Source organism: Nocardiopsis chromatogenes YIM 90109 (genome assembly GCF_000341185.1).
GTDB lineage: Bacteria > Actinomycetota > Actinomycetes > Streptosporangiales > Streptosporangiaceae > Nocardiopsis_A > Nocardiopsis_A chromatogenes.
This window is the reverse complement of record NZ_ANBH01000216.1, coordinates 1-24430: the sequence shown is the minus strand read 5'-3', so window position 1 is coordinate 24430 and position 24430 is coordinate 1. Positions and strand designations below refer to the sequence as shown.

General features: G+C 74.5%; 20 protein-coding genes. 18 read left to right on the top strand and 2 right to left on the bottom strand.

The genetic code is table 11. The annotated features are described in order from the left end of the window. The first annotated feature begins 327 nt into the window (after window positions 1-327). The 10 genes from pdxS to D476_RS0120330 all read left to right on the top strand — a co-directional run bounded on the left by pdxS (window position 328) and on the right by D476_RS0120330 (window position 9453). Window positions 328-1248 carry a pyridoxal 5'-phosphate synthase lyase subunit PdxS gene (pdxS, locus tag D476_RS0120375; protein ID WP_020380478.1) on the top strand — a complete coding sequence of 307 codons (921 nt, stop codon included), beginning with the start codon at window positions 328-330 and terminating at the stop codon, window positions 1246-1248. A 60-nt stretch (window positions 1249-1308) separates the two neighbouring features. Further along, window positions 1309-1923 carry a pyridoxal 5'-phosphate synthase glutaminase subunit PdxT gene (gene pdxT / locus D476_RS0120370; RefSeq protein ID WP_026123691.1) on the top strand — a complete coding sequence of 205 codons (615 nt, stop codon included), beginning with the start codon at window positions 1309-1311 and terminating at the stop codon, window positions 1921-1923. Next, entirely contained in the window at window positions 1920-2669 is a 750-nt protein-coding gene (locus D476_RS0120365) for a YebC/PmpR family DNA-binding transcriptional regulator (protein ID WP_017625771.1), read from the top strand. The genes pdxT and D476_RS0120365 overlap by 4 nt, the downstream gene beginning before the upstream one ends. Window positions 2670-2793: 124 nt before the next feature. Continuing rightward, window positions 2794-3372 (top strand): crossover junction endodeoxyribonuclease RuvC, encoded by a 579-nt coding sequence (gene ruvC / locus D476_RS0120360; protein WP_017625770.1) that lies wholly within the window; start codon window positions 2794-2796, stop codon window positions 3370-3372. Further along, window positions 3369-3983: a Holliday junction branch migration protein RuvA gene (gene ruvA, locus D476_RS0120355; RefSeq protein WP_017625769.1), complete on the top strand. Its 615-nt coding sequence runs from the start codon at window positions 3369-3371 to the stop codon at window positions 3981-3983. The genes ruvC and ruvA overlap by 4 nt, the downstream gene beginning before the upstream one ends. A gap of 19 nt (window positions 3984-4002) precedes the next feature. Continuing rightward, the gene (gene ruvB / locus D476_RS0120350; protein ID WP_017625768.1) at window positions 4003-5037 is read left to right on the top strand and encodes a Holliday junction branch migration DNA helicase RuvB; all 1035 of its coding nucleotides are present in this window, start codon (window positions 4003-4005) and stop codon (window positions 5035-5037) included. 136 nt (window positions 5038-5173) lie between these two features. After that, a complete protein-coding gene (yajC, locus tag D476_RS0120345; protein WP_017625767.1) occupies window positions 5174-5581 on the top strand; it encodes a preprotein translocase subunit YajC in 408 nt (135 codons plus the stop codon). A 69-nt stretch (window positions 5582-5650) separates the two neighbouring features. Next, window positions 5651-6187, top strand: coding sequence for an adenine phosphoribosyltransferase (locus D476_RS0120340; RefSeq protein WP_017625766.1), 537 nt, complete (start codon window positions 5651-5653; stop codon window positions 6185-6187). A 408-nt stretch (window positions 6188-6595) separates the two neighbouring features. Then, complete coding sequence (locus tag D476_RS0120335; protein WP_026123690.1) at window positions 6596-8773, top strand: RelA/SpoT family protein; 2178 nt, start codon at window positions 6596-6598, stop codon at window positions 8771-8773. Between the two features lie 350 nt (window positions 8774-9123). Then, entirely contained in the window at window positions 9124-9453 is a 330-nt protein-coding gene (locus tag D476_RS0120330) for a cupin domain-containing protein (protein WP_017625764.1), read from the top strand. 117 nt (window positions 9454-9570) lie between these two features. On the opposite strand, the gene D476_RS0120325 is transcribed toward D476_RS0120330, so the two are convergent. After that, complete coding sequence (locus D476_RS0120325) at window positions 9571-10803, bottom strand: DUF349 domain-containing protein (RefSeq protein WP_017625763.1); 1233 nt, start codon at window positions 10801-10803, stop codon at window positions 9571-9573. A gap of 392 nt (window positions 10804-11195) precedes the next feature. Between D476_RS0120325 and D476_RS0120320 the strand changes: the two genes are divergently transcribed. From D476_RS0120320 to D476_RS0120305, 4 genes are all read left to right on the top strand, one after another. Next, complete coding sequence (locus D476_RS0120320) at window positions 11196-11873, top strand: MBL fold metallo-hydrolase (protein WP_017625762.1); 678 nt, start codon at window positions 11196-11198, stop codon at window positions 11871-11873. Window positions 11874-12083: 210 nt separating this feature from the next. After that, window positions 12084-13844, top strand: a complete 1761-nt coding sequence (gene aspS, locus D476_RS0120315) for an aspartate--tRNA ligase (protein WP_017625761.1) — start codon at window positions 12084-12086, stop codon at window positions 13842-13844. 616 nt (window positions 13845-14460) lie between these two features. Then, window positions 14461-16473 (top strand): SpoIIE family protein phosphatase, encoded by a 2013-nt coding sequence (locus D476_RS0120310; protein WP_017625760.1) that lies wholly within the window; start codon window positions 14461-14463, stop codon window positions 16471-16473. A 77-nt stretch (window positions 16474-16550) separates the two neighbouring features. After that, the gene (locus D476_RS0120305; protein ID WP_017625759.1) at window positions 16551-17906 is read left to right on the top strand and encodes a replication-associated recombination protein A; all 1356 of its coding nucleotides are present in this window, start codon (window positions 16551-16553) and stop codon (window positions 17904-17906) included. Window positions 17907-17952: 46 nt separating this feature from the next. On the opposite strand, the gene D476_RS0120300 is transcribed toward D476_RS0120305, so the two are convergent. Continuing rightward, entirely contained in the window at window positions 17953-19512 is a 1560-nt protein-coding gene (locus tag D476_RS0120300; protein WP_017625758.1) for a serine/threonine protein kinase, read from the bottom strand. Window positions 19513-19786: 274 nt separating this feature from the next. Between D476_RS0120300 and D476_RS0120295 the strand changes: the two genes are divergently transcribed. The 4 genes from D476_RS0120295 to ruvX form a co-directional block, all read left to right on the top strand. Continuing rightward, the gene (locus D476_RS0120295; protein ID WP_017625757.1) at window positions 19787-20179 is read left to right on the top strand and encodes a DUF948 domain-containing protein; all 393 of its coding nucleotides are present in this window, start codon (window positions 19787-19789) and stop codon (window positions 20177-20179) included. Then, a complete protein-coding gene (locus D476_RS0120290) occupies window positions 20176-20493 on the top strand; it encodes a hypothetical protein (RefSeq protein WP_017625756.1) in 318 nt (105 codons plus the stop codon). The genes D476_RS0120295 and D476_RS0120290 overlap by 4 nt, the downstream gene beginning before the upstream one ends. Beyond that, window positions 20493-23162, top strand: coding sequence for an alanine--tRNA ligase (alaS, locus tag D476_RS0120285; RefSeq protein ID WP_017625755.1), 2670 nt, complete (start codon window positions 20493-20495; stop codon window positions 23160-23162). Before D476_RS0120290 ends, alaS begins: the two co-directional genes overlap by 1 nt. Before the next feature lie 841 nt (window positions 23163-24003). After that, on the top strand, window positions 24004-24430 hold a 427-nt coding region (gene ruvX, locus D476_RS0120280; protein WP_040726747.1), incomplete at its 3' end, for a Holliday junction resolvase RuvX.

Here is a 24430-nt window from a genome sequence, read left to right as displayed (position 1 = left end):
GTCCCCCCCCCCCGCCAGGCCCGCGCCCGCCGCCTGGTGCGGGTGCTGCGCCTGGCCGGGGGCGCACCGCTGCCCGAGTTCTTCGAGATGGACGACGAGCCGCCCCGCATCCCGGGCTCCTTCGGGGCGCTCTGAGCGGCGCGGCGGGGCCCCGCTAGGGTGACAGACTGTCAAAAGCGCGGGGGAGAACGTGCCGATATGTCCCGAAAGGGCTCGGGTAGGTGAACTACCATGGGCCGCAGGACACGTCGGCGGCGCCCCTCGCGCCCCGACACCCGACAGACGCATCCTCCGCGCTCCCGCGCACACCGCGGGCGCCCGCAGAACATGGAGTCCGCCACCGTGGCCAACACCGCTGAGAACGACAAGACGGTCGGTACCACCCGCGTGAAGCGCGGAATGGCAGAGCAGCTCAAGAACGGCGTGATCATGGACGTGGTCACGCCCGAGCAGGCCAAGATCGCCGAGGACGCCGGCGCCGTCGCGGTCATGGCCCTGGAGCGTGTCCCGGCCGACATCCGCAAGCAGGGCGGCGTGGCCCGCATGTCCGACCCGGACATGATCGACGGCATCGTCTCCTCCGTCTCCATCCCGGTCATGGCCAAGGCCCGCATCGGCCACTTCGTCGAGGCCCAGGTCCTCCAGTCGCTCGGGGTGGACTTCATCGACGAGTCCGAGGTGCTCACCCCCGCCGACGAGGCCCACCACATCGACAAGTGGGCCTTCACCGTGCCCTTCGTGTGCGGCGCCACCAACATCGGCGAGGCCCTGCGCCGCATCGCCGAGGGCGCGGCCATGATCCGCTCCAAGGGCGAGGCCGGCACCGGCAACGTCGTCGAGGCCACCCGCCACATGCGCTCCATCCGCGGCGAGATCAAGCGCCTGGGCACCCTCGACGAGGCCGAGCTGTTCGGCGCCGCCAAGGAGATGCGCGCCCCTTACGAGGTCGTCAAGGAGGTCGCCGAGCTGGGGAGGCTCCCGGTCCCGCTGTTCTCCGCGGGCGGTGTGGCCACCCCCGCCGACGCGGCCCTGATGCGCCAGCTCGGCGCCGAGAGCGTCTTCGTCGGCTCGGGCATCTTCAAGTCCGGGGACCCCGCCAAGCGGGCCGACGCCATCGTCCAGGCCACCCTGCACTACGATGACCCCTCCGTGATCGCCAAGGTCTCCCGCGGCCTGGGCGAGGCGATGGTCGGCATCAACCTGGATGATCTGGAGGACTCCCAGCGTTACGCCGGCCGCGGCTGGTAGCGCGCCCGGAGAGCCGTCCGCCGCACCGCCCGAACCCGTCCGTCTGCGAGGTCGCCCGAGTTGTCCACGCCCCCACCGCCCGTGATCGGGGTGCTCGCCCTGCAGGGCGACACCGAGGAGCACCTGCGCGTGCTGCGCGGGATCGGCGCCACCGCCGTGCCCGTCGCCGACCCGGGGCGGCTCGACCAGGTCCAGGGCATGGTCCTGCCCGGCGGCGAGTCGACCACCATGGGCAAGCTCGCCGCGCGGTACGGGCTGCTGGAACCGCTGCGCAAGCGGATCCGGGCGGGCATGCCCGCCTACGGCACCTGCGCGGGCATGATCCTGCTGGCCGACCGCATCATCGACGGCGCGCAGGGCCAGGAGACCGTGGGCGGCATCGACATGACCGTGCGGCGCAACGCCTTCGGACGGCAGACCGAGTCGTTCGAGGGCGCCGTCGACATCGAAGGGCTGGAGGGGGGGCCGGTCGACGCGGTGTTCATCCGCGCCCCCTGGGTGGAGTCGACCGGCCCCGACGTGCGGGTGCTCGGCCAGACCGGCGAGGGCGGGGCGGCCGGTAGGATCGTCGCGGTACGACAGGGGAGCCTGCTGGCCACCTCATTCCATCCCGAGCTCACCGGGGACGCGCGTATCCACCGACTCTTCGTCGACATCGTGAAAGGAACGGCATGAGCGGCCACTCCAAGTGGGCCACCACCAAGCACAAGAAGGCGGCGATCGACGCCAAGCGCGGCAAGCTGTTCGCCAAGCTCGTCAAGAACGTCGAGGTGGCCGCGCGCACCGGCGGGGGCGACCCCGACGGCAACCCCACGCTCTACGACGCCATCCAGAAGGCGAAGAAGAACTCGGTGCCGCTCGACAACATCGAGCGCGCCCGCAAGCGCGGCTCCGGCGAGGAGGCCGGCGGCGCCGAGTGGCAGACCGTGATGTACGAGGGCTACGCCCCCGGCGGCGTCGCCCTGCTGGTGGAGTGCCTCACCGACAACCGCAACCGCGCCACCTCCGAGGTGCGCGTGGCGGTCACCCGCAACGGCGGCTCCATGGGCGACGCCGGGTCGGTCTCCTACCTGTTCACCCGCAAGGGCGTGGTGATCGTCTCCAAGGAGGGCGCCTCCGAGGACGACGTCACCCTGGCCGCGGTCGAGGCCGGCGCCGAGGACGTCAACGACCTGGGGGAGTCCTGGGAGGTCGTGTGCGAGCCGACCGACCTGGTCGCGGTGCGCACCGCCCTGCAGGAGTCCGGCGTGGACTACGAGTCCGCCGAGACCTCCTTCCTGCCCAGCATGGAGGTCCCCGTCGGCGAGGAGGACGCCAGGAAGGTGATGCGGGTCGTCGACGCCCTTGAGGACTCCGACGACGTGCAGAACGTCTACACCAACGCCGACATCCCCGACGAGGTCATGGAGAAGATCGGCTGACACGACGCGCGCCCCCGGGCCGGACCCGGGGACACGCCCAAGGCCCCGCCGCCCGCACCGGCGGCGGGGCCGCCGTCGTATAGGGTCGGTACCCTGCGAACGGGCGTTCGAGAAGGGGGAGCCGGTGCGGGTACTGGGGATCGACCCCGGACTGACCAGGTGCGGGGTGGGCGTGGTCGACGGCGCGCCCGGACGCCCGCCCGTCCTCGCCGCGGCCGGGGTGATCCGCCCCCCCGCCGAGGACGACCTGCCCGAACGGCTCCTGGCCGTCGAACGCGGCATGGAGGAGTGGCTGGACGCGCACGCCCCCGACGCCGTCGCCGTCGAGCGGGTCTTCGCCCAGCACAACCTCAGCACCGTCATGGGCACCGCCCAGGCGAGCGCCGTGGCCATGGTCTGCGCCGCCCGCCGCGGCCTGCCCGTCGCCCTGCACACCCCCAGCGAGGTCAAGGCCGCCGTCACCGGCAGCGGCCGCGCGGACAAGGCCCAGATCGGCGCCATGGTCGCCCGCATCCTGCGGCTGAGCGGCCCGCCGCGCCCCGCCGACGCCGCCGACGCGGTCGCGCTGTGCCTGTGCCACATCTGGCGCGGCGGCGCCCAGGACAGGCTGGCCCGCGCCCGGACCGCCGCCCGGACCCGAGCCCCGGGACCGGCCCCCTCCCGCGTCCCCGCACCCGCACCCAGGAAGGGCACCGCACCGTGATCGCGTTCCTCACCGGCCGGGTCGCCGCCCGCCAGGCCGGATCCGCCGTCATCGAGGTCGGCGGGGTCGGCATGCAGCTGCAGTGCACCCCCGCCACCCTGTCCGCCCTGCGGGTGGGCGAGGAGGCCACCGTGTCCACCGCCCTGGTGGTGCGCGAGGACTCGCTGACCCTGTACGGCTTCGCCGACGCCGACGAGCGCGACGTCTTCGAGCGCCTGCAGACCGCCTCCGGGGTCGGCCCCCGGCTGGCCCTGGCCATGCTCGCCGTGCACACCCCCGAGGCCCTGCGCAAGGCCGTGGCCACCGAGGACACCGCCGCGCTGACCGCGGTGCCCGGGATCGGCAGGAAGGGCGCCCAGCGCATCGTCCTCGAACTGCGCGACAGGCTCGGCGACCCCTCCGGCGCCGACCCCGGACCCGGCACCGGCGCCGCGGCGCCCGCTCCGGCCGCCGCCCACTGGCGCCCCCAGGTCGTCGCCGGGCTGGTCAACCTGGGCTGGTCGGCCAAGGACGCCGAGGCCGCCGCCGACACCGTCGCCCCCCAGGCCGAGGACACCCCCGACGTGGCCGACCTGCTGCGCGCCGCCCTGCGCGGGCTGAGCCGCGCCTGACCCCGTGAGCGAGACCGCGATGAGCGACAACGAGCCCGACCTGTACGAGCGCGGCGTCGTCTCCCCCGAGGCCGGTGCCGACGACCGAGCCCTCGACGGGGCGCTGCGCCCCCGCATGCTGGAGGACTTCGTCGGCCAGGACCGCGTGCGCGAGCAGCTCTCCCTGGTCCTGCGCGGCGCGCAGAGCCGCGGCCGCGCCCCCGACCACGTCCTGATGTCCGGCGGCCCCGGCCTGGGCAAGACCACCCTGGCCATGATCATCGCCAACGAGCTGGGAGCCCCGCTGCGCATCACCTCCGGCCCGGCCATCGAGCGCTCCGGAGACCTGGCCGCGGTGCTGTCGACCCTGCAGGAGGGGGAGGTCCTCTTCCTGGACGAGATCCACCGCATGGCCCGCCCCGCCGAGGAGATGCTCTACGTCGCCATGGAGGACTACCGGGTGGACGTGGTGGTGGGCAAGGGGCCCGGCGCCACCGCCATCCCGCTGGACATCGCCCCGTTCACGCTGGTCGGCGCCACCACCCGGGCCGGGCTGCTGCCCGCGCCGCTGCGCGACCGCTTCGGCTTCACCGCGCACGTCGACTTCTACCGGCCCGAGGACCTGGAGACCATCGTCGGCCGCTCGGCCGGGCTGCTCGGCGCCGACCTGCCCCCCGACGCCGCCCGGGAGATCGCCCGCCGCTCCCGCGGCACCCCCCGCATCGCCAACCGGCTGCTGCGCCGCGTGCGCGACTACGCCGAGGTGCGCGGCGACGGCACCCTGGACCGGGCCACCGCCCGCGCCGCGCTGAGCCTGTACGAGGTGGACGAGCTGGGCCTGGACCGGCTGGACCGGGCGGTGCTGGACGCGCTGCTGCGCCGCTTCCGCGGCGGACCGGTCGGGCTGTCCACGCTGGCCGTGTCGGTGGGGGAGGAGCCCGAGACCGTCGAGGTCGTCGCCGAGCCGTTCCTGGTCCGCGCCGGGTTCGTGGCCCGCACCCCGCGCGGCCGCGTCGCCACCCCGCAGGCCTGGGAGCACATGGGGATGACGCCCCCGGACGGGGCCGCCCGATAGGGTGGCCGGGAACGCGGGGACCAGCCCGTTCGTTCCACCGCAGCGCGACCATGCGCTCGCGCGCCGCCGAGCCGCCGGGCAGGCCCCGGAACCGGCGGCGGCGCCGCGGAGAAAGTACGCCAGGAAAGGACGCCCCGTGCAGGGCACTACGAATCTCGCGCAGCCGGTCGAGGCCGCGGTCGGCGGGGGGACCCTGCAGTCGATCCTCATGATCGGGCTGCTGGTCCTCGTCTTCTACCTGCTGATCATCCGCCCCCAGCAGCGCAGGCGCAAGCAGCAGATGGACATGCAGAGCCGCCTGCGCCCCGGCCAGGAGGTGCTGACCCAGGCCGGCTTCTACGGCACCGTGGTCGAGGTGCGCGACAGCGAGGTGGAGCTGGAGATCTCCCCCGGCTCGCGCATCCGCATCCTCAAGGCGGGCATCGCCGACGTCGTCCCCGAACCGGGCGCCGCCGACGACGACACGCCGGTCGAGGACCGCCCCGACTTCCCGGGCAAGGACTCCGGGAGCGACGGGGACGACAAGAACGACGGCAGCAAGTAGGACCGCGCCCGGCCNCGAGGGGGCCCGCCCCCCGGCGGACGCGCGCCGGAAGGACACTGAGGAACCCCCATGCCCGACGCCCCCGCCGACCTCCAGCGCCTCATCGAGGCCGGGATCCGCGACGTCCCCGACTTCCCCGAGCCGGGGGTGGTGTTCAAGGACATCACCCCGCTGCTCGCCGACCCCGCCTCGCTCAAGGCCGTGGCCGAGGCGATGGCCGCGCCCTTCCACGGCGGGGTCGACGCCGTCGTGGGGCTGGAGGCGCGCGGCTTCATCCTGGCCGCCCCGGTCGCCCTGGAACTGGGGGCGGGCTTCGTCCCGGTGCGCAAAGCCGGGAAACTCCCCGCCAAGACCTACCGCGAGTCCTATGATCTGGAGTACGGCACCGCGACCGTCGAGATGCACGTCGACGCGTTCGCGCCCGGAAGCCGCGTGCTCGTGGTGGACGACGTGCTGGCCACCGGCGGGACCGGCAGGGCCGCGGTGGAGCTGGTCCACCGGGCGGGTGGTACCGTCGTGGGATTCTCGGTCCTGATGGAGCTGGGCTTCCTCAAGGGCCGCGACCGGCTGACCGGGGTCGGGGTGCACGCGCTCACCGAGGCCTGACCCGCCCGGCCCGACCTGCGGGGACCGCGGGGACGGGCACTACACTTGCGGGCATACATCGACTGCGACGGCGCGTTGGTACCGGTGAGCCGAACGTTCACGACCAAGACGTCCCGGTGGGCCGTCGCAGGGGCGGAGCGATCCCCCGCCCCCGCGGCACCCGCCGGAGGAGCCGCGGGAGGGATGCCCATGCGAGGCGAGGCCACCACGCCGACCGAGGCCGTGCCGGAGCGCACCGCGGCAGTCTCCCCCGTCCTGGAGCCGGAGGAGGGCTCCGCGGCCCCGGCCGCGTCCGAACCCACGGCGGGCGGCACGGCCGGCCCCGGCACCGCCGACCGTCCCCACCCGTCCTCAGGCGTGCGCGTACGCCGCAGACTCGCGCGCCTCGGCGCACAGCGGGGTGTGACCATGAACCCGGTACTCGAACCACTGATCAAGACCGTCCGCGCGACCCATCCCAAGGTCGACGTGCGGCTGATCGAGCGCGCCTACGACGTGGCCGCGCACTACCACCGGGACCAGAAGCGCAAGAGCGGCGACCCCTACATCACCCACCCGCTGGCCGTCGCCACCATCCTGGCCGAGCTGGGCATGCAGGAGCCCACCCTGGCCGCCGCGCTGCTGCACGACACGGTCGAGGACACGCCCTACACCCTGGACCAGCTCCGCTCCGACTTCGGCGACGAGATCGCCGAGCTGGTCGACGGCGTCACCAAGCTGGACAAGGTCAAGTACGGCGAGGCCACCGAGGCCGAGACGGTGCGCAAGATGGTCGTGGCCATGGCCCGCGACATCAAGGTGCTGGTCATCAAGCTGTGCGACCGGCTGCACAACATGCGCACGCTGCGCTACCTGCCGCAGCACAAACGGGAGAAGAAGGCCCGCGAGACGCTGGAGATCTACGCCCCGCTCGCCCACCGCCTGGGCATGAACACGATCAAGTGGGAGCTGGAGGACCTGGCGTTCGCGACCATGTACCCCAAGCGCTTCGACGAGATCGCCCGGCTGGTCTCCGAGCGCGCCCCCCGCCGCGACCTGTACCTGCAGGACGTCATCGAGGCCGTCTCGGCCGACCTGCGCGAGGCGCGGATCAAGGCGACCGTGCGCGGCCGCCCCAAGCACTACTACTCCATCTACCAGAAGATGATCGCCCGCAACTGCGGCTTCGACGAGATCTACGACCTCGTCGCGGTGCGGGTGCTCGTCGACAGCGTGCGCGACTGCTACGCCGCCCTCGGCACCATCCACGCGCGGTGGAACCCGGTCCCCGGCCGGTTCAAGGACTACATCGCGATGCCGAAGTTCAACATGTACCAGTCGCTGCACACCACGGTGATCGGCCCCTCGGGCAACCCCGTCGAGCTGCAGATCCGCACCCGGGCGATGCACCGCCGCGCCGAGTACGGCATCGCCGCGCACTGGAAGTACAAGGAGGACCGGGTCTCCGGCAAGGAGGGCCGCTCCAAGGGCGCCGGGGACATGGCCTGGCTGCGCCAGCTCATCGACTGGCAGCAGGAGACCAAGGACCCCGGCGAGTTCCTGGAGTCGCTCCGGTTCGACCTGTCGGTGCAGGAGGTGTTCGTCTTCACCCCCCAGGGCGACGTCCTCTCGCTGCCGCAGGGCGCCACCGCGGTCGACTTCGCCTACGCCGTGCACACCGAGGTCGGCCACCGCACCGTCGGCGCCCGCGTCAACGGCCGCCTGGTCTCGCTGGAGAGCGAGCTGCACAACGGCGAGACGGTGGAGATCCTCACCTCCAAGGCGCCCGACGCCGGGCCCAGCCGCGACTGGCTGACCTTCGTCAAGAGCGCCCGCGCCCGCAACAAGATCCGCCAGTGGTTCACCAAGGAGCGCCGCGAGGCCGCGATCGAGCAGGGCAAGGACGCCATCGCCAAGGTGATGCGCAAGCAGGAGCTGCCGATCAAGCGGCTCTTCAGCGGCGAGGCGCTCATCGCCCTGGCGCGGGACCTGCGCTACAACGACGTGGACGCGCTCTACGCCGCGGTGGGCGAGGGGCACCTGGGCGCCCAGAACGTGGTGCAGAAGCTGGTCGCCTCGCTCGGCGGGATCGAGAGCGCCGAGGAGGACATCGCCGAGTCGGCGCTGCCCACCCGGGCCAGGCCGCGGCGCGGGCGCCCCGCCGGCGGGTCGGGGGTCGTGGTCGAGGGCGACCCGGACGTGTGGGTGCGGCTCTCGCGCTGCTGCACCCCGGTGCCCGGGGACTCCATCGTCGGGTTCGTGACCCGCGGCAACGGGGTGTCGGTGCACCGCAGCGACTGCGTCAACACCCGCGCGCTGGACCCCGAGCGGATGGTCGGCGTCGAGTGGCAGCCCGGCGAGGACGCCATGTTCCTGGTCGCCCTGCAGGTGGAGGCGCTGGACCGGGCGCGGCTGCTGTCCGACATCACCCGGGTCCTGTCCGACCAGCACGTCAACATCCTGTCGGCGACGGTGCAGACCGGCCGGGACCGGGTGGCGCTGAGCCGGTTCACCTTCGAGATGGCCGACCCGACCCACCTGGGCCACGTCCTCAAGGCGGTCCGCGGGGTGGACGGCGTCTACGACGTGTACCGCCTGAAGAACTGAGCTTCCTGCTCCCGGCTGCGGCCCGGCGGTGGCCGTCCGGCGGGCGACGGGCAGTGGACACGTCGGCGCCTGAGCGCGGCTCCGGTGCATACCGTCCTGATGAGTGCCTCCCGGACCGGATCGGCCAGGACCACGGGCGCGACGGATCCGCGGGGCCTGACGAAGGGGCCCACGCCATCGTCGGCGCGCACGGCGGCCGACGGTCCGCCATCCGTCCGGCCCGCGCGTGGGACCGCGCGCATCCCGAAGCCCGGGGAAGCCCGACGGCCCGCGCCCGGAAACGCGGAACGACGGCGACTCCAGGGGCGCGCCGCCTCCTACGGAGGGCCGCCTCTTGCGAGACTGCCGACATGCACAAGATCTCTCTGGACGCCCTGGCCTCGCGCCTTCTGGAACGCGCGGCGGGCTCGTCGGCGGGCCGCAGCGCCGAAACCGTCGTCGGCGGGCACGAGCGCACCCTGCGTCAGACCCTGATCGCCCTGACCGCCGGATCGTCCCTCGCCGAACACCCCAACCCGGGCGAGGCCACCGTGCTGGTGCTGCGCGGCCGCGTCCGCATGACCGCAGGGGACGACCGGTGGGACGCCCGCACAGGCGACGCCCTGATCGTGCCCGACACCGTGCACGGGCTGGAGGCCCTGGAGGACTCGGCCGTGCTGCTCACGGTCGCCAAGACCTGAGGGGGCGATGCGGTGGCCGTGACCCGCCCTCAGGGGAGCGCGCACACGGGTGACGGCGACGGGCCGGGCCCCGCCGCATGCGGGGCCCGGCCCGTCGGCCGGGGCGGTCGGCCGCCCTCAGCTCATCTCCTCCAGCGCCCTCTCGGCCTCCTCCAGCCACGAGCGGCGGGCCTGCATGGCCTCCTCGGCCTCGCGGACCCGGCGGTCGTCACCGGCGGTGCGCGCCTTGTCCAGCCGCCCCTGCAGCTCCTCCAGCGATCCGCGCAGCTTGTCGACCGTGGCCTGGGCACGGGCCCGCGCCTCGGGGTTGGTGCGGCGCCACTCCTTGTCCTCGGCGCGGCGCACCTCCTCCTCGATCTTGCGGAAGGCGCCCTCCAGGCGGTCCCGGGAGTCGCGCGGCAGCGGCCCGGCCTCCTCCCAGGCCTCCTGGTACTCGCGCAGCCGGGCGCGGGCCTCGCGCGGGTCGGCGATGCCGGGCAGCTCGGCCTTGGCCTCCTCCAGGATCTTCTCCTTGGCCTCGGCGTTGACCCGCAGCTCGGCGTCGCGCTCGGCGAACACGGCGTTGCGCGCCTGGAAGAAGGTGTCCTGGGCGGCCTTGAAGCGCGCCCACAGCCGGTCCTCGCTGGCGCGGTCCGCCCGGCCGCTGGCCTTCCACCGCTGCATCAGCTCGCGGTAGCGGCCGGAGGTGGGGCCCCACTCGGTGGAGCCGGACAGCGCCTCGGCCTCGGCGACGATCTCCTCCTTGACCTCGCGCACCTGCTCGCGCTGCTGGTCGAGCCCGGCGAAGTAGGCCTTGCGCCGCTTGGAGAAGGCGTTGCGCGCGGCCGACATGCGCTTCCACAGGGCCTGCTCGGTGCCGCGGTCGGCGCGCGGGGCCGCCTTCCACTCGTCGATGAGCTGGCGCATCCGCTCGCCGCCGGACTTCCAGTGCGTGGTCTCCTCGGCCACCCGCTCGGCCTCGGCGACGATGCGCTCCTTGACGTCCCGGGCCTGGCTGCGCGCCTGCTCCTGGGCCTGCTTCTGCTCGACCTTGCGCTGCTCGGCGCGCTCGGTCAGCGTGTCCAGGCGGCGCATGAGCGCGTCCAGGTCGCCGACGGCGGCGGCGTCGCGCACCGCGGTGCGCAGCTTGTCGATGCTGGACAGGGCCTGCCCGGCGGACAGGTCGGTGGTGCTCAGCCGCTTCTCCAGCAGTTCGACCTCGGTCACCAGGGCGTCGTACTTGCGCCGGAAGAAGGCCAGGGCCTCCTCGGGCGCACCGGCCTGCCACGACCCGACGACACGCTCGCCCTCGCTCGTGCGGACGTAGACCGTGCCGTCGTCGTCTACGCGGCCCCAGGGGTCCGTGGTCACCGTGTCCTCCAGCTTTGATGGGCCCGGCCGCCGGGCCGGGCGCGGTCGTCGCGGCGGTCACTGACCGCTGTGACTATGCACGATATCCCTATGCCGTGCCGGTTACCGAAGCGGTGGGGAGGGCCTGGGCGGCGGGCCCGCGGTACCCGGGACGACGTGGACCAATATGGCACCCGCGGGGCGATCGGCAAAGGGCGGGGGAGGCGGGGGTGACCGAATGGTGATGAAGGCGAACACACCGGGTGCCGCGCCGGTGGGGCGGGTGCGCGACGGCGGCCGGAACCGGTTCGCCCGGGCATCGGCGCCGTCGGTAGGCTGGACCCCTCCGGCCGCGCCGCCGCCCGGCCGGACCGCCCGTCCCACGGACCCTGGAAACGAGGTCGCCGCCCGCCGTGCTCATCGACGCCTTCCCCGCCGGCCCGCTCGCCGCGAACTGCTACGTGGCCGCCCCGGCCCCCGGGGCCGGGTGCGTGGTCGTCGACCCCGGGCAGAGCGCCGCCGCCGACCTGGACCGGGTGCTGGCCGAGCACCGCCTCACCCCCGAGGGCGTGCTGCTCACCCACGGCCACTTCGACCACGTGTGGTCCGCGGCCGAGACCGCCGACCGGTTCGGCGTGCCCGCCTACGTGCACCCGGCCGACCGCGCCCTGCTCACCGACCCCGCCCGCGGCCTGGACCCGGTCCTGGCCACCCAGCTTTCCGGGCTGCTCGGCGGCGCCGAGCCCGCCGAGCCGCGGGACCTGCGCGAGCTGGACGGCACGCCGCTGCACCTGGCCGGGATGGAGATCGGCGTCGAGCACGCGCCCGGCCACACCCCGGGGTCGGTCGTCTTCGTGCTGGGCGGCGAGGACGGGCCGGAGGCGCTGTTCACCGGGGACCTGCTGTTCGCCGGGTCGATCGGCCGCACCGACTTCCCCGGCGGGGACCACGGCGAGATCCTGCACAGCCTGGAGCGGGTGTGCCTGAGCCGCCCCGACGCGACCGCGGTGCTTCCGGGCCACGGCCCGCGCACCACGGTCGGCCGCGAGCGCGCGGCCAACCCGTTCCTGCGCGATATCCCGGCGCGCTGAGCGCTCCGTTCCGCGAGCACGCCCCCGCACGGTCCCGACCTCCCGCGACGCCGCGACCGGGCCGCGGCCGGGGCGGGCGTCGGGCATGATGGGAGGGGCCCCTCTCCGCCCGGCACCGCTCCCGGGGGCACCGCGCCCCGGCGGCCGGTCCCCCCGAGGCCGGTGCCGGTCGGGCCGCCACCGACAAGCACGAGTCCAAGGAGTACCCCGTTGATCCGCAACGCTTCCGCCGGTGCCCTGCGCGCATCGGACGCCGGTGAGACCGTCGTCCTCGCCGGCTGGGTGGCCCGGCGCCGCGACCACGGCGGCGTCGTCTTCTTCGACCTGCGCGAGGCCTCCGGCGTCGTGCAGGTCGTGGTCCGCGAGGACGACCTCGCCCACGACCTGCGCGCGGAATACTGCGTGAAGGTCGCCGGCGCGGTCCGGGTGCGTCCGGAGGGCAACGAGAACCCGGAGATCCCCACCGGCGGCATCGAGGTCGTCGCCGACACCATCGAGGTGCTCAGCACCTCGGCCCCGCTGCCGTTCCCGCTGGACGGGTCGCAGGAGGTCGCCGAGGAGGCGCGGCTGCGCTACCGCTACCTGGACATGCGCCGCCCGGAGCCGGCCGCCGCGCTGCGCACCCGCTCGCAGGCGTCCTACATCGTGCACGACGTGATGCGCGAGCTGGACTTCGTCAACGTGGAGACGCCCTACCTGACCCGCTCCACCCCCGAGGGCGCCCGCGACTTCCTGGTGCCGGTGCGGCTGCAGCCGGGCCACTGGTACGCGCTGCCGCAGTCGCCGCAGCTGTTCAAGCAGCTGCTGATGGTCGGCGGCATGGAGCGCTACTACCAGATCGCGCGCTGCTTCCGCGACGAGGACTTCCGCGCCGACCGGCAGCCGGAGTTCACCCAGATCGACCTGGAGATGAGCTTCGTCGACCAGGAGGACGTCATCGCGGTCGGCGAGAGGCTCATCGCCCGGCTGTGGAGCGAGGTGCTCGGCTACGACATCCCGCTGCCGCTGCCGCGGATGCCCTACGCCGAGGCGATGGCGCGCTACGGGTCCGACAAGCCCGACCTGCGCTTCGGCCAGGAGCTGACCGAGCTGACCGGCCACTTCGCCCAGACCTCCTTCCGGGTGTTCCAGGCGCCCTACGTGGGCGCGGTCGTCATGCCGGGCGGGGCGGCGCAGACGCGCAAGGAGCTCGACGGCTGGCAGGACTGGGCCAAGGCGCGCGGCGCCAAGGGGCTGGCCTACGTGCTGGTGCAGGAGGACGGCACCCTGGCCGGGCCGGTGGCCAAGAACCTGTCCGAGGAGGAGCGGGCGGGCCTGGCCGACAAGGTGGGGGCGGTCCCGGGCGACGCGGTGTTCTTCGCCGCGGGCGGGCGCCGCCCGTCCCAGGAGCTGCTGGGCGCGGCCCGGCTGGAGATCGGCCGCCGCAAGGGGCTGGTCGACGAGTCGGCCTGGTCGTTCCTGTGGGTGGTGGACGCCCCCATGTTCGAGGAGGACGGCGAGGGCGGCTGGACCTCGGTGCACCACCCCTTCACCGGGCCCAAGCCCGAGTGGGCCGAGGAGTTCGACAAGGACCCGGCCAACGCCCTGGCCTACGCCTACGACATGGTCTGCAACGGGTCGGAGATCGGCGGCGGGTCCATCCGTATCCACCGCACCGACGTGCAGGAGCGGGTGTTCGCGGTGCTGGGGATCGGCGCCGAGGAGGCCGAGTCGAAGTTCGGGTTCCTGCTGGAGGCGCTGAAGTACGGCGCCCCGCCGCACGGCGGCATCGCCTTCGGGTGGGACCGGATCCTGACCCTGCTGGCGGGCCGGGACACGATCCGCGAGGTGATCGCGTTCCCCAAGACGGCCTCCGGCGGCGACCCGCTGACCGGTGCGCCCACCCCGATCACCCCCGCCCAGCGGGCGGAGGCGGGGATCGACGCGGTGCCCGAGGAGGAGGACGACGAGGACGGGCGAGCCGAGTCCTGATCCCCCTCCTCCGGCCGTGAGGAGTACCCCGGAAGGCCCGCGGGCGCCCAGGCGTCCGCGGGCCTTCCGCGTTCTCCGGCCGTCCCTTGCTTCCCATTGCCAGTCGTTTTCGTTCTTTTTGTCTTTTACGTCGGTGTCCGGTCCGGTGTCCCCCGGGGAACCGGAACCTTTTCGTGACCTCGGTCCGCACGTGCCGGAATCGGCGGCGTGCCTCGCCTGCGCGAATCGGACCTGCGGAATTGTCCGGAAACGGACGGGCGGGCGGGTGTTTTCCGGCCCGGAATCCGGTTCCGCCGGGCGCGTCGCGGCCGGTCCAGCCGCGGATGCGGCCCGCCCGGCGCGGGAAAGGCGCGAAAACGCTCCCGATTGGCATAACGTGGGGCGTGCCGCGGATGCACTGGGCGCCGCGGGTGCCCCGCCCGGCCGGTGAACGGCCCATCCCGCCTCCCGCGGCCGCGCATTCCTCAGCGCCGTGCCCGACAGCCACGACCGCCCGGAGCAGCGGCGGCACGAACGCGGCCCGGATGGCTAAACTGATCCGAATCGGACGCCCAATGTACCTCCGAGCGCCGCGGCCCGGAGGCGTCCGCACCGACACCAGGGATTGAAACAGCACGTGAACCGCACAACCGGCGCAGCGGAGGGGACGGCCGGACCGCAGCCGGCCCGCGGGGAGGGCGGGGCCGACGCGGCCTTCGCCGGCGCGCCCGCGGCCTTGGCCGCGGTCGACCGCACCGGCGCGATCGTCCAGGCCAACCGGGCCTTCACCGAGGCCGTCGGCGCCTCCGCCGAGGAGCTGGCCGGACGGCCCTGGCCCGACCTGCTCACCGGCGCCGACGCCGGCCGCGCCTGGGACCTGCACCGGGGCGCCTTCACCCGGCACGAGCCCCGCCCCCGCGCGGTCGGCCTGGTCCGCCCCGACGGCGAGCGCCGCCGCCTCACCGTCCGCGTGCGCGCCCTGACCGGCGCCGACGACGCCCCCGGCGCCGCCGCCGCGGTGGTCATGCTCCAGGAGACGGTGCGCGACGAGGAGGCCGTGCGCGCCCTCACCGAGCTGCGCACCGCCGGGTCCGACACAGCCCTGTGGAGCCTGGACCTGAGCACCGGCCGCATCCGCGAGCTCTTCGGCCCCTCCCCGCTGGGCCGGCTGCTCGCCGGCGACGCCCGCGACCTGGAGGCGCTCCTGGCCCGCGTGCACCCGGACGACATCGCCCGGGTGCGCGACGCCGTCGAAGCCTCCCACCTGGGCCGCGACTACGAGCAGCGGTTCCGGATGACCGACCTGGTCGGCGACGAGCGGGTCCTGCACGCCAAGGCCCGCTACGTCGAGGGCCCCACCGGCCCCCGGCTGGTCGGCGTCATCGACGACGTCACCGAGCACGTGCAGCTCATCCGCCGCCTCGCCGACCGCCGCCGGATCGAGGCCGCCCAGGGCCGCCAGGTCACCGAGCTGGCCGCCAAGCTCGTCTCGGCCACCACCGTGGACGAGGTCACCGGCCTTCTCGCCGAGGACTTCGTGCCCATCTTCGGCGGCAGCGCCGCCGGGGTGATGCTGGTCGAGGACGGCGTGCTGCGCCCCTACCCGACGGCCCGGGTCCGGGCGGGCACCGAACCGCTCATCGACGGGCGGGACGCCGCCGACGCCGCCTACCCCATGGGCGCGGTCGTCCAGGACCGCCAGCCCCGCTTCTTCGAGAGCCGCGCCGAGATGCTGGAGCGCTTCCCGGCCGCCGAACCCCTGATGGCCCGCTCCAGCGCCCAGTCCTGGGCCACCGTGCCCATCTTCGGCGACCGCCGGGTCGCCCTGGGCGTGTGGCAGGTCGCCTGGGACCGCCCGCACCACGCCACCCCCGACGAGCGCGCCCTCATGCTCACCCTCGCCGGGCTGGCCGGGCAGGCCCTGCAGCGCGTCTACCGGCAGCTGGAGGAGCTGGAGCTGGCCGACGAGGTGCAGCGCCGCATGCTGCCCCCGCAGATCCCGCACGTGGGCGACCTCGACATCGCCGTGCGGTACCTGCCCGCCCGCGCCGGGTGGCGGGTGTGCGGCGACTTCTACGACGTGATCCGCCTGCCCGGCCGCCGCGTCGGCCTGGTCGTGGGCGACGTGCAGGGCCACGGCGTGGAGGCGGCCGCCGCCATGGGCCAGATCCGGGTCGCCTTCCGCGCCTACGCCACCACCGAGGCCGACCCGGGCGCGGTGCTGGCCGAGACCAACCGCCTGCTCACCGAGACGGGCGAGATCGTCTTCGCGACCTGCGGCTACCTCGTCCTGGACCTGGACTCGGGCCGGATGCGCGCGGCCTGGGCCGGGCAGCCCCCGGCGATCATCGCCACCGAGGACGCCTACGAGGCCTGGGAGGTGGAGACCGGCCCGCCGGTGGGGGTGGACTCCGAGAGCAAGTACGCGGTGACCGAGCGGGTGCTGCACCCGGGGGAGACCCTGCTCATGTGCTCCGACGGGCTGGTGGAGAGCTCGGAGGTGTCCATGGACGACGGCCTGGCCGCCACCGGCGAGGCGCTGCGGAGCATGGGCGCCGACGTGCACGCCGCCGCCACGACCCTGGCCGCCCTGGCCCCCGCCGGGCGCGGCGACGACATCGCCATCCTCATCGCCCGGATGAGCGGCTGACCGGGGCCGGGCCCGGCCCCGGTCAGCCGCTCATCCGGGCGCCCGGGGCGGTGGGCGCGACCCGATACCGTGGAGGCGTGTCCGAAACGCTGTTCGACGACGCCGGAGCCGAGGCCCAGCGCGCCCAGGAGCCGCTGGCGGTGCGGATGCGCCCGCGCACCCTGGACGAGGTGGCCGGGCAGGGGCACCTGCTGGCCGCCGGCAGCCCGCTGCGCCGCCTGGTCGAGGACGACGCCCCCATGTCGCTGTTCCTGTGGGGCCCGCCCGGCACCGGCAAGACCACCCTGGCCACCGTGGTCAGCCGCGCCACCGACCGCCGCTTCGTGGAGCTGTCCGCGGTCAGCGCCGGGGTCAAGGAGGTGCGCGCGGTCATCGACGAGGCGCGGCGCCTCATGGGCATGCGCGGCACCCGCACCCTGCTCTTCGTCGACGAGGTGCACCGCTTCAGCAAGACCCAGCAGGACGCCCTGCTCCCGGCGGTGGAGAACCGGTGGGTCAGCTTCATCGGCGCCACCACCGAGAACCCCTTCTTCTCCGTGGTGTCCCCGCTGCTGTCCCGGTCCCTGCTGCTCACCCTGGAGTCGCTCACCGACGACGACGTGCGCGGCGTGCTCGCCCGCGCCCTGGAGGACGAGCGCGGACTCGGCGGCCGCCACACCCTCTCCTCCGAGGCCGAGGGGCACCTGGTCCGCCTGGCCGGGGGCGACGCGCGCCGCTCCCTGACCTACCTGGAGGCCGCCTCCCTGGTGGCGGGGGAGCGCGCCGAGATCACCCTGGCCGACCTGGAGCGGGCGGTCGACCGGCACGCGGTGCGCTACGACCGCTCCGGCGACCAGCACTACGACGTGGTCAGCGCGTTCATCAAGAGCATGCGCGGCAGCGACCCGGACGCCGCCCTGCACTACCTGGCCCGGATGATCGAGGCGGGGGAGGACCCCCGCTTCATCGCCCGCCGCCTCGTCGTGCACGCCAGCGAGGACGTGGGGATGGCCGACCCCGCGGCGCTGCAGACGGCGGTGGCCGCGGCCCAGGCGGTGGAGCTGATCGGGCTGCCCGAGGCGCGCATCAACCTGGCCCAGGCGGTGGTGCACATCAGCCTGGCGCCCAAGTCGAACGCGGTCATCCGCGCGATCGACGCGGCCATGGGCGACGTGCGCGCGGGGCGCGCCGGGGCGGTGCCCGCGCACCTGCGCGACGGCCACTACAAGGGCGCCGAGGAGCTCGGCCACGGCGAGGGCTACAAGTACGCCCACGACTACCCGGGCGGTGTGGTGGCCCAGCAGTACGCCCCGGACGGCCTGGACGGCACCGAGTACTACCGCCCGACCTCCCACGGCGCCGAGCGCCGCTACGCCGAGGTGCTGGAGCGCATCAAGGGGGTCCGCCGCCCCGGCGGCCCGGGAGGCGGGTCCGGCGACGGCTCCGACGGCTGAAGACCGGCGTCCGCCGGAGGGGTGGGCCCTCCGCCCGCCGCCCCGCTCAGCCCGTCAGCGGCTGCGGGTACAGCTCGGTGATCCGCACGATCTCCGGCTCCCCGCCGTCGCCGCCGCCCTCGGCGAACTCCACCTCCGCGATCACCACCCGGCCCCAGGAGAGGTATTCCGTGAAGTCGGCGCCGGTCGTCTCGTAGGTGCCGCGGCCGTCCTCGATCCACCCCGGTCCGGGCGTGCAGTAGTTCGCGCAGAACACCTCGGCGTCTTCGGGGATGACCGCCGTCTCCGGCTCCGCCCCCTCCGAGGGCACCCAGTAGGCGTCCCAGTCCTGCGGGCGGAGCGCCCCGCCCTCCGGGGGCTCGGCGCCCGGGTCCGCCTCCTCCACCCGGGTGAACACCCACGGGCCGTCCTGCGGGTCCTCCTGCTCGGTGGGGTCGAACCGCACCGTGGCCGTGCGCGGCCCCTCCTCGGTCTCCACCGGCGCCGACGGCGACTCCGAGGGCCGGGGCGCGGGCTCGTCCCCGCCGTCCATCACGCGCAGCCCCGCCCAGGCGCCGCCGCCCAGCAGCGCCGCCACGACCGCGGCCCCGCCGATCAGCAGCGGCACCCGGCCCGGCCTGCGCACCGCCCCGTCGTCCAGCTTGATCACCCGCGGCAGCCGGGCGGGCTCCACCACGCCCTGCCACTCCCGGGAGAGCACCTTGGTCACCGCGGTGCCCCGCACGCCCGCCTGCCCGGCCCCCTTGCCGTCCTCGGCGACGGCCTGCTCCCAGGCGGCGATCGCCGAGCCGATCAGCTCCCGGATGGAGGGCCGTTCCGCCGGATCCTTGGCCAGCGCCCGGGCGACCAGGGGCATCAGCTCCCGGGGAACCCCCTCCAGCATCGGCTCCTCGGTCTGCACCCGCCGCGCCAGCACCTCCGGCTCGCCCAGCCCGAACGGCAGCTTCCCGGTCGCGGAGAAGGCCAGCACCGCCCCCCAGGCGAACACGTCCGCGGCCGGCGAGGGCGGCGCCCCCTGGTGCCGCTCCGGGCTGAGCCAGGCCCCGGCCGTGCGCCGCAGTACCTCGTCGTCGCCGGGCAGCGCGCAGTCCAGGATGCGCGGCCCCCTGCTGCCGATGATCACATTGCCGGGCTTGATGTCGCCGTGCGGCACGTGCCGCCGGTGCAGCGCCAGCAGCCCCTCGGCCAGCCCGGCCGCCAGCGCCAGCAGCCGCCCCGGCCCCATCGGCCCGCGCCGCCGGATGTAGGCGGCCAGCGGGATGCCCGAGACGTAGGGCATCGCCAGCCACGGCGGCGCCCCGTCGGCGTCGAAGCGCACCGGCGGCACGTACACCCGCCCGTCCACCGCGGCCAGCGCCTCCAGCCGGGCGTGCAGCAGCCCGCGGGTGCGCGGGTCGTCCAGCTCGGGGGAGTGCAGCGCCTTGACCGCGGCCAGCGGGTCGTCCCCGCCCATCGGGTCGACCGCCGCGAACACGGTCCCGGTGCCGCCCGAGCCGATCCGCCCGATCACCAGGTAGGGGCCCAGACGCCGGGGGTCGGACGGGGCGAGCGGCCCCAGGTTCGGAGGGACCAGAACGGACATCTCGTTCGGGGAGCGTCGGCTCATGCGGGCGTCCTGTCCAGCCTGTCGTCGTGAGGGGGCGAATGGTGTGCCGCCCCTGATTCTCGTGCATAGCGGTCGATCCGTCGACGCGCCGACCGTGCGCCACGCCCCGCACACGGGAGGGCGCGCCCCTCGCGGACGCGATAGGGTCGTCCGTATTCGGCTCCCGGAACCGGCTCCCGGCCCGGCCGCCGGCGCGGCGCCCCCGCCCGCCCCCGGCCGTGCGGCCCCGTCCCCCCGGAGAGCCCCCCGAACCCCGACCGCCAACGGAGCCCGCATGCTGACCGGAGGAGAGCTCGCCGCCCTCATCGCGGCGGTGGTCTGGACCGTCCTGGTCGCGTTCCTGTGCGTGACCCTCGTCAAGCTGACCCGGCTGCTCACCGAGGCCACCAAGGTGGTGGCCGACTTCGGCGAGCGCACCCGGCCGCTGCTGGACGACGTCGCCGCCACCGTGGAGCGCACCGACGCCTCGCTGGAGCGCGTGGAGGAGATCACCGCCAACGTCGCCGCCTCCACCGAGGACCTGTCCACCATGACCGCGCTCACCCGGTCGGTGGTGGGCGGGCCGCTTGTGAAGATCGCATCGCTGTCCTACGGTGTGCGCCGCGTGATGGGGCAGCGCAAGGCCCTGGCGCTGGTGCGCACCCGCCGCAGGAGGGAGCGCCGGTGACCGGCCGCCTGATCTATCTCGTCGCGGGAGCCGTGCTCGGCGGGTATGTTGTGCACAGGCTCAACCGCACGGCACGTGCGTGGAGTCCGGAAGGCATCGCCGACCGCGTCGAGGACCGCGTCGCCGACTACCGGGCCGCCCTCCGCGAGTTCAACGAGGACGTCCACGCCGCCATGGAGCAGCGGGAGGCCGAGCTCCTGCGCCTGTACTCCGCCGAGCGGGCGGCCCCCGGCGGCGCGCTCCCCCGCACCGCCCGGGCACAGATCCACACGCACGGCGCGAACGGCGCCCCCGAGATGAAGGACGGCCGCTGATGGAGACGGCAGAAATCGCCCGCCGCTTCCTCGCATTCTTCGAGAAGAACGGACACACCGTCGTCCCCTCCGCGAGCCTGGTCGCCGAGGACCCCACGCTGCTGCTGGTCCCGGCCGGCATGGTGCCGTTCAAGCCCTTCTTCCTGGGCCAGCGCACGCCGCCCTACGCCACCGCCACCAGCGTGCAGAAGTGCATCCGCACCAAGGACATCGAAGAGGTCGGCAAGACCGCCCGGCACGCCACCTTCTTCCAGATGCTCGGGAACTTCTCCTTCGGCGACTACTTCAAGGAGCGGGCCATCCCGCTGGCCTGGGAGCTGGTGACCACCCCCGTCGAGGAGGGCGGCTTCGGCATCGACCCCGAGCGGCTGTGGGTCACCGTCTACCTCGACGACGACGAGGCCGCCGCCATCTGGCGGGACAAGGTGGGCGTGCGCCCCGAGCGCATCCAGCGCATGGGCATGGACGAGAACTACTGGGACATGGGCGTGCCCGGCCCCTGCGGCCCCTGCTCGGAGATCTTCTACGACCGCGGCCCCGAGTACGGCGCCGAGGGCGGGCCCGAGGCCGACGAGGACCGCTACATCGAGATCTGGAACCTCGTCTTCATGCAGTACGAGCGGGGCGAGGGGTCCGGCAAGGACTACCCGATCCTCGGCGACCTGCCCAAGAAGAACATCGACACCGGCCTGGGCCTGGAGCGCCTGGCCTCGGTGCTGCAGGGCGTCGACAACATCTACGAGACCGACATCATCGGCCGCGTGCTCGCCAAGGCCGCCGAGCTCACCGGCACCCGCTACGGCGACGGCGCCGACCAGGACGTCATGCTGCGCGTGGTCGCCGACCACGTGCGCAGCGCCGTCATGCTGGTCGGCGACGGGGTGCGGCCCGGCAACGAGAAGGCCGGGTACGTCCTGCGCCGCATCCTGCGCCGCTCCATCCGCAACCTGCGGCTGCTCTCCGGCTCCGACGCCTTCCACATGCACGAGCTGACCGCGGTCAGCATCGACGCGATGAAGGACATCTACCCCGACCTGCTGGAGAAGGCGGCGATGATCCACGGCGTCATCGACGCCGAGGAGCGCAACTTCGCCGACACCCTGCGCTCGGGCACCGCGCTGTTCAACCGCGCGGCCGAGCGCACCCGCGCCGCGGGCGGCGCCACCTTCTCCGGCTCCGACGCCTTCCAGCTCCACGACACCTACGGCTTCCCCATCGACCTCACCCTGGAGATGGCGGCCGAGCAGGGGCTCACGGTCGACGAGAACGCCTTCGACGCGCTCATGCAGCAGCAGCGGGACACCGCCAAGCGCGACGCCAAGGCCAAGAAGCTCGGCAACGCCGACGTCAGCGTCTACGCGCGGCTCCTGGACACCTCCGGCGCCACCGACTTCCTCGGCTACACCGACCAGGAGGGCGAGGCCCGCGTCCTGGGCCTGATCGTGGAGGGCCGGGCGGTCGACGCCGCCCGCGCCGGGGACAGGGTCGAGATCGTGCTCGACCGCACCCCCTTCTACGCCGAGTCCGGCGGCCAGCTCGCCGACAAGGGCACCATCAGCGTCGACGGCCGCGGAACCGCCGACGTGGAGGACGTGCAGAAGCCGCTGCCCGGCCTGTTCGTCCACCGCGGCACCGTGCGCTCCGGCGAGCTGGTGGTCGACGACCGGGTGCACGCCGCCATCGACGGCGGCCGCCGCGCCTCGGTCTCCCGCTCCCACTCGGCCACCCACCTCATCCACTCGGCGCTGCGCAACGCGCTCGGCCCCTCGGCCGGGCAGGCCGGGTCGGAGAACCAGCCCGGGCGGCTGCGCTTCGACTTCACCGCCGACCGGCCGCTGCGCCCCGAGGAGCTGGCCGAGGTCGAGGAGGAGGTCAACACCGTCCTGGCCGACGACATCCCGGTCCGCGACTTCCAGACCTCCCTGGACGAGGCGCTGAAGATGGGCGCCCTGGCCATGTTCGGCGAGAAGTACGGCGACCGGGTGCGCGTGGTCGAGATGAGCGACTACTCCCGCGAGCTGTGCGGCGGCACCCACGTCCCCGCCACCGGCCGCCTCGGCGTGGTCAAGGTGCTGGGCGAGTCCTCGGTGGGCTCGGGCGTGCGCCGTGTGGAGGCCGCCGTGGGCATCGACGCCTTCCGCCGCCTGTCCAAGGAGTCCATGCTGGTGGGGCAGCTCTCCGAGCAGCTCAAGGCCCCGCGCGAGGAGCTGCCCGAGCGCATCGACTCCCTGGTCGCGCGGATGCGCGCCGCCGAGAAGGAGATCGAGCGGCTGCGCGCCGCCCAGGTGCTCCAGGCCGCCGCCGGGCTGGCCGACGGCGCCCGCGAGCGCGCCGGGGTGCTGCTGGTCACCCACCGCGCCGAGGACGGCGCCACCGGCGACGACCTGCGCAAGCTGGCCCTGGACGTGCGCGGGCGGCTCGACGGGGACCGCCCCGCGGTGGTGGCGGTGGCCGGGGTGCCCAAGGACCGCCCGGTGGTCGTGGTCGCCGCCAACAAGGCCGCCCAGAAGCGCGGCCTGAAGGCCGGGGACCTGGTGGGCGTGGCCGCGCGCGAGCTCGGCGGCGGCGGGGGCGGAAAGCCCGACGTCGCCCAGGGCGGCGGCACCGACCCCGCGGCGGTCGACCGCGCGCTCGGCGCCATCGAGGCGCGCGTCGGAGAGTCCGCCTGACCCGTTCGCGGGGCAGAGTCGTCAGGCGGGGCCGCGTTCGCCCGGGGCCCCGCCCGGGGGGTGCCGCATGGGCCGTTTCCGTCGGGAGCGGGGTCCGGGTGCGTCCACCGCAAGGCCGCTGTGCGCCCCAGGTCCCGCCTGGAGTCCCGCGGCGTCCCGCCGGTGCGAGGCTCTTCGGCCCGGATCCCCGTTGATCTCGGGGGGAACGACGCTGCGAGCGCGGTTCCAGCGTCGCTTTCCCCCGAGATCAACGGAGGGGCGTGTCCGGGTGCGGCCAGCGCGAACCCGAGGAGGGAGCCCGGCCGGAGGGCCGCCGACCATTGAGAACACAGTGAGTGTCGTGTCCGGTCGCCGCGTCGTCGGTGATGATCCACGCAAAACCGCCTAAGGTGTGTTGCCTGGATCAGGCCCGTCGGGGACGGTGTCCAGGTGCGGCCGTCGCGTAGCGGAAGGCGTCCCGGGGTCGGGCCGCCGTCCGAAGGGGGACGCGGCGTGGGCCGGGCCCGGGCGCCGCACCGCGGGCGGATGCCCGTGACACGCTTAGCCCGCTGCGGCGCGGGATCCCTGGAGGAATCCCCGGCGCCGCGGCGGACCGCCGCCGCGCCTGCCGTCCGGCGCGGTGCCCGCCAGAAAGGAACGAGACGTGACCCCTGCCACCGCCCCTAGGGTGGGTCGCATGGATCGTGAGCGGTNGGGCCCGGGGGGCGCCCGCCGCTGAGACGGCGGCGGCCCGGCCGCGCCGTCGACCGTCGGACCCGCGGCGCGGCCCGCGCCCGGTCCCCGCGCGGCAGGCCGTGCTCCCCGCGCCATGCCCTGGCTCCCGCACGGGGGAGTCCGCTCGTTGAGGAACGGCGTACGTCTGGCCGTGGACCCCGGTGACGCCCGCATCGGCGTCGCCGCAAGTGACCCGGGCGGCATGCTGGCCTCCCCGGTGGAGACCGTCCGCCGCGGCCCGGGCGACCTGGACCGCATCGCCGCCCTGGTGGTCGAGCGCGAGGCCCGGGAGGTCGTGGTCGGCCTGCCCGCGTCGCTGTCCGGAACCGAGGGGGCCGCGGCCCGGTCGGCGCGTGCCTTCGCCAAGGCACTGGCCGCCAAGCTGGCCCCGGTCCCGGTGCGGATGGTGGACGAGCGGCTGACCACCGTGACCGCCCAGCAGCAGTTGGTCTCCGGCCCCGGGCACGCCAAGCGCGGCGCCCGCGCGGGCCGGGCCCGCCGCGCCGTGATCGACCAGGCGGCCGCCGTGGTGCTGCTGCAGTCGGCGCTGGACA

Bases quoted from the DNA above. Each gene is read 5' to 3' on its own strand.
- pdxS (WP_020380478.1), top strand. From the start codon at position 328: ATGGAGTCCGCCACCGTGGCCAACACCGCTGAGAACGACAAGACGGTC.
- D476_RS0120365 (WP_017625771.1), top strand. From the start codon at position 1,920: ATGAGCGGCCACTCCAAGTGGGCCACCACCAAGCACAAGAAGGCGGCG.
- ruvB (WP_017625768.1), top strand. From the start codon at position 4,003: ATGAGCGACAACGAGCCCGACCTGTACGAGCGCGGCGTCGTCTCCCCC.
- D476_RS0120340 (WP_017625766.1), top strand. From the start codon at position 5,651: ATGCCCGACGCCCCCGCCGACCTCCAGCGCCTCATCGAGGCCGGGATC.
- D476_RS0120335 (WP_026123690.1), top strand. From the start codon at position 6,596: ATGAACCCGGTACTCGAACCACTGATCAAGACCGTCCGCGCGACCCAT.
- D476_RS0120330 (WP_017625764.1), top strand. From the start codon at position 9,124: ATGCACAAGATCTCTCTGGACGCCCTGGCCTCGCGCCTTCTGGAACGC.
- D476_RS0120300 (WP_017625758.1), bottom strand. From the start codon at position 19,512: ATGAGCCGACGCTCCCCGAACGAGATGTCCGTTCTGGTCCCTCCGAAC.
- D476_RS0120295 (WP_017625757.1), top strand. From the start codon at position 19,787: ATGCTGACCGGAGGAGAGCTCGCCGCCCTCATCGCGGCGGTGGTCTGG.
- alaS (WP_017625755.1), top strand. From the start codon at position 20,493: ATGGAGACGGCAGAAATCGCCCGCCGCTTCCTCGCATTCTTCGAGAAG.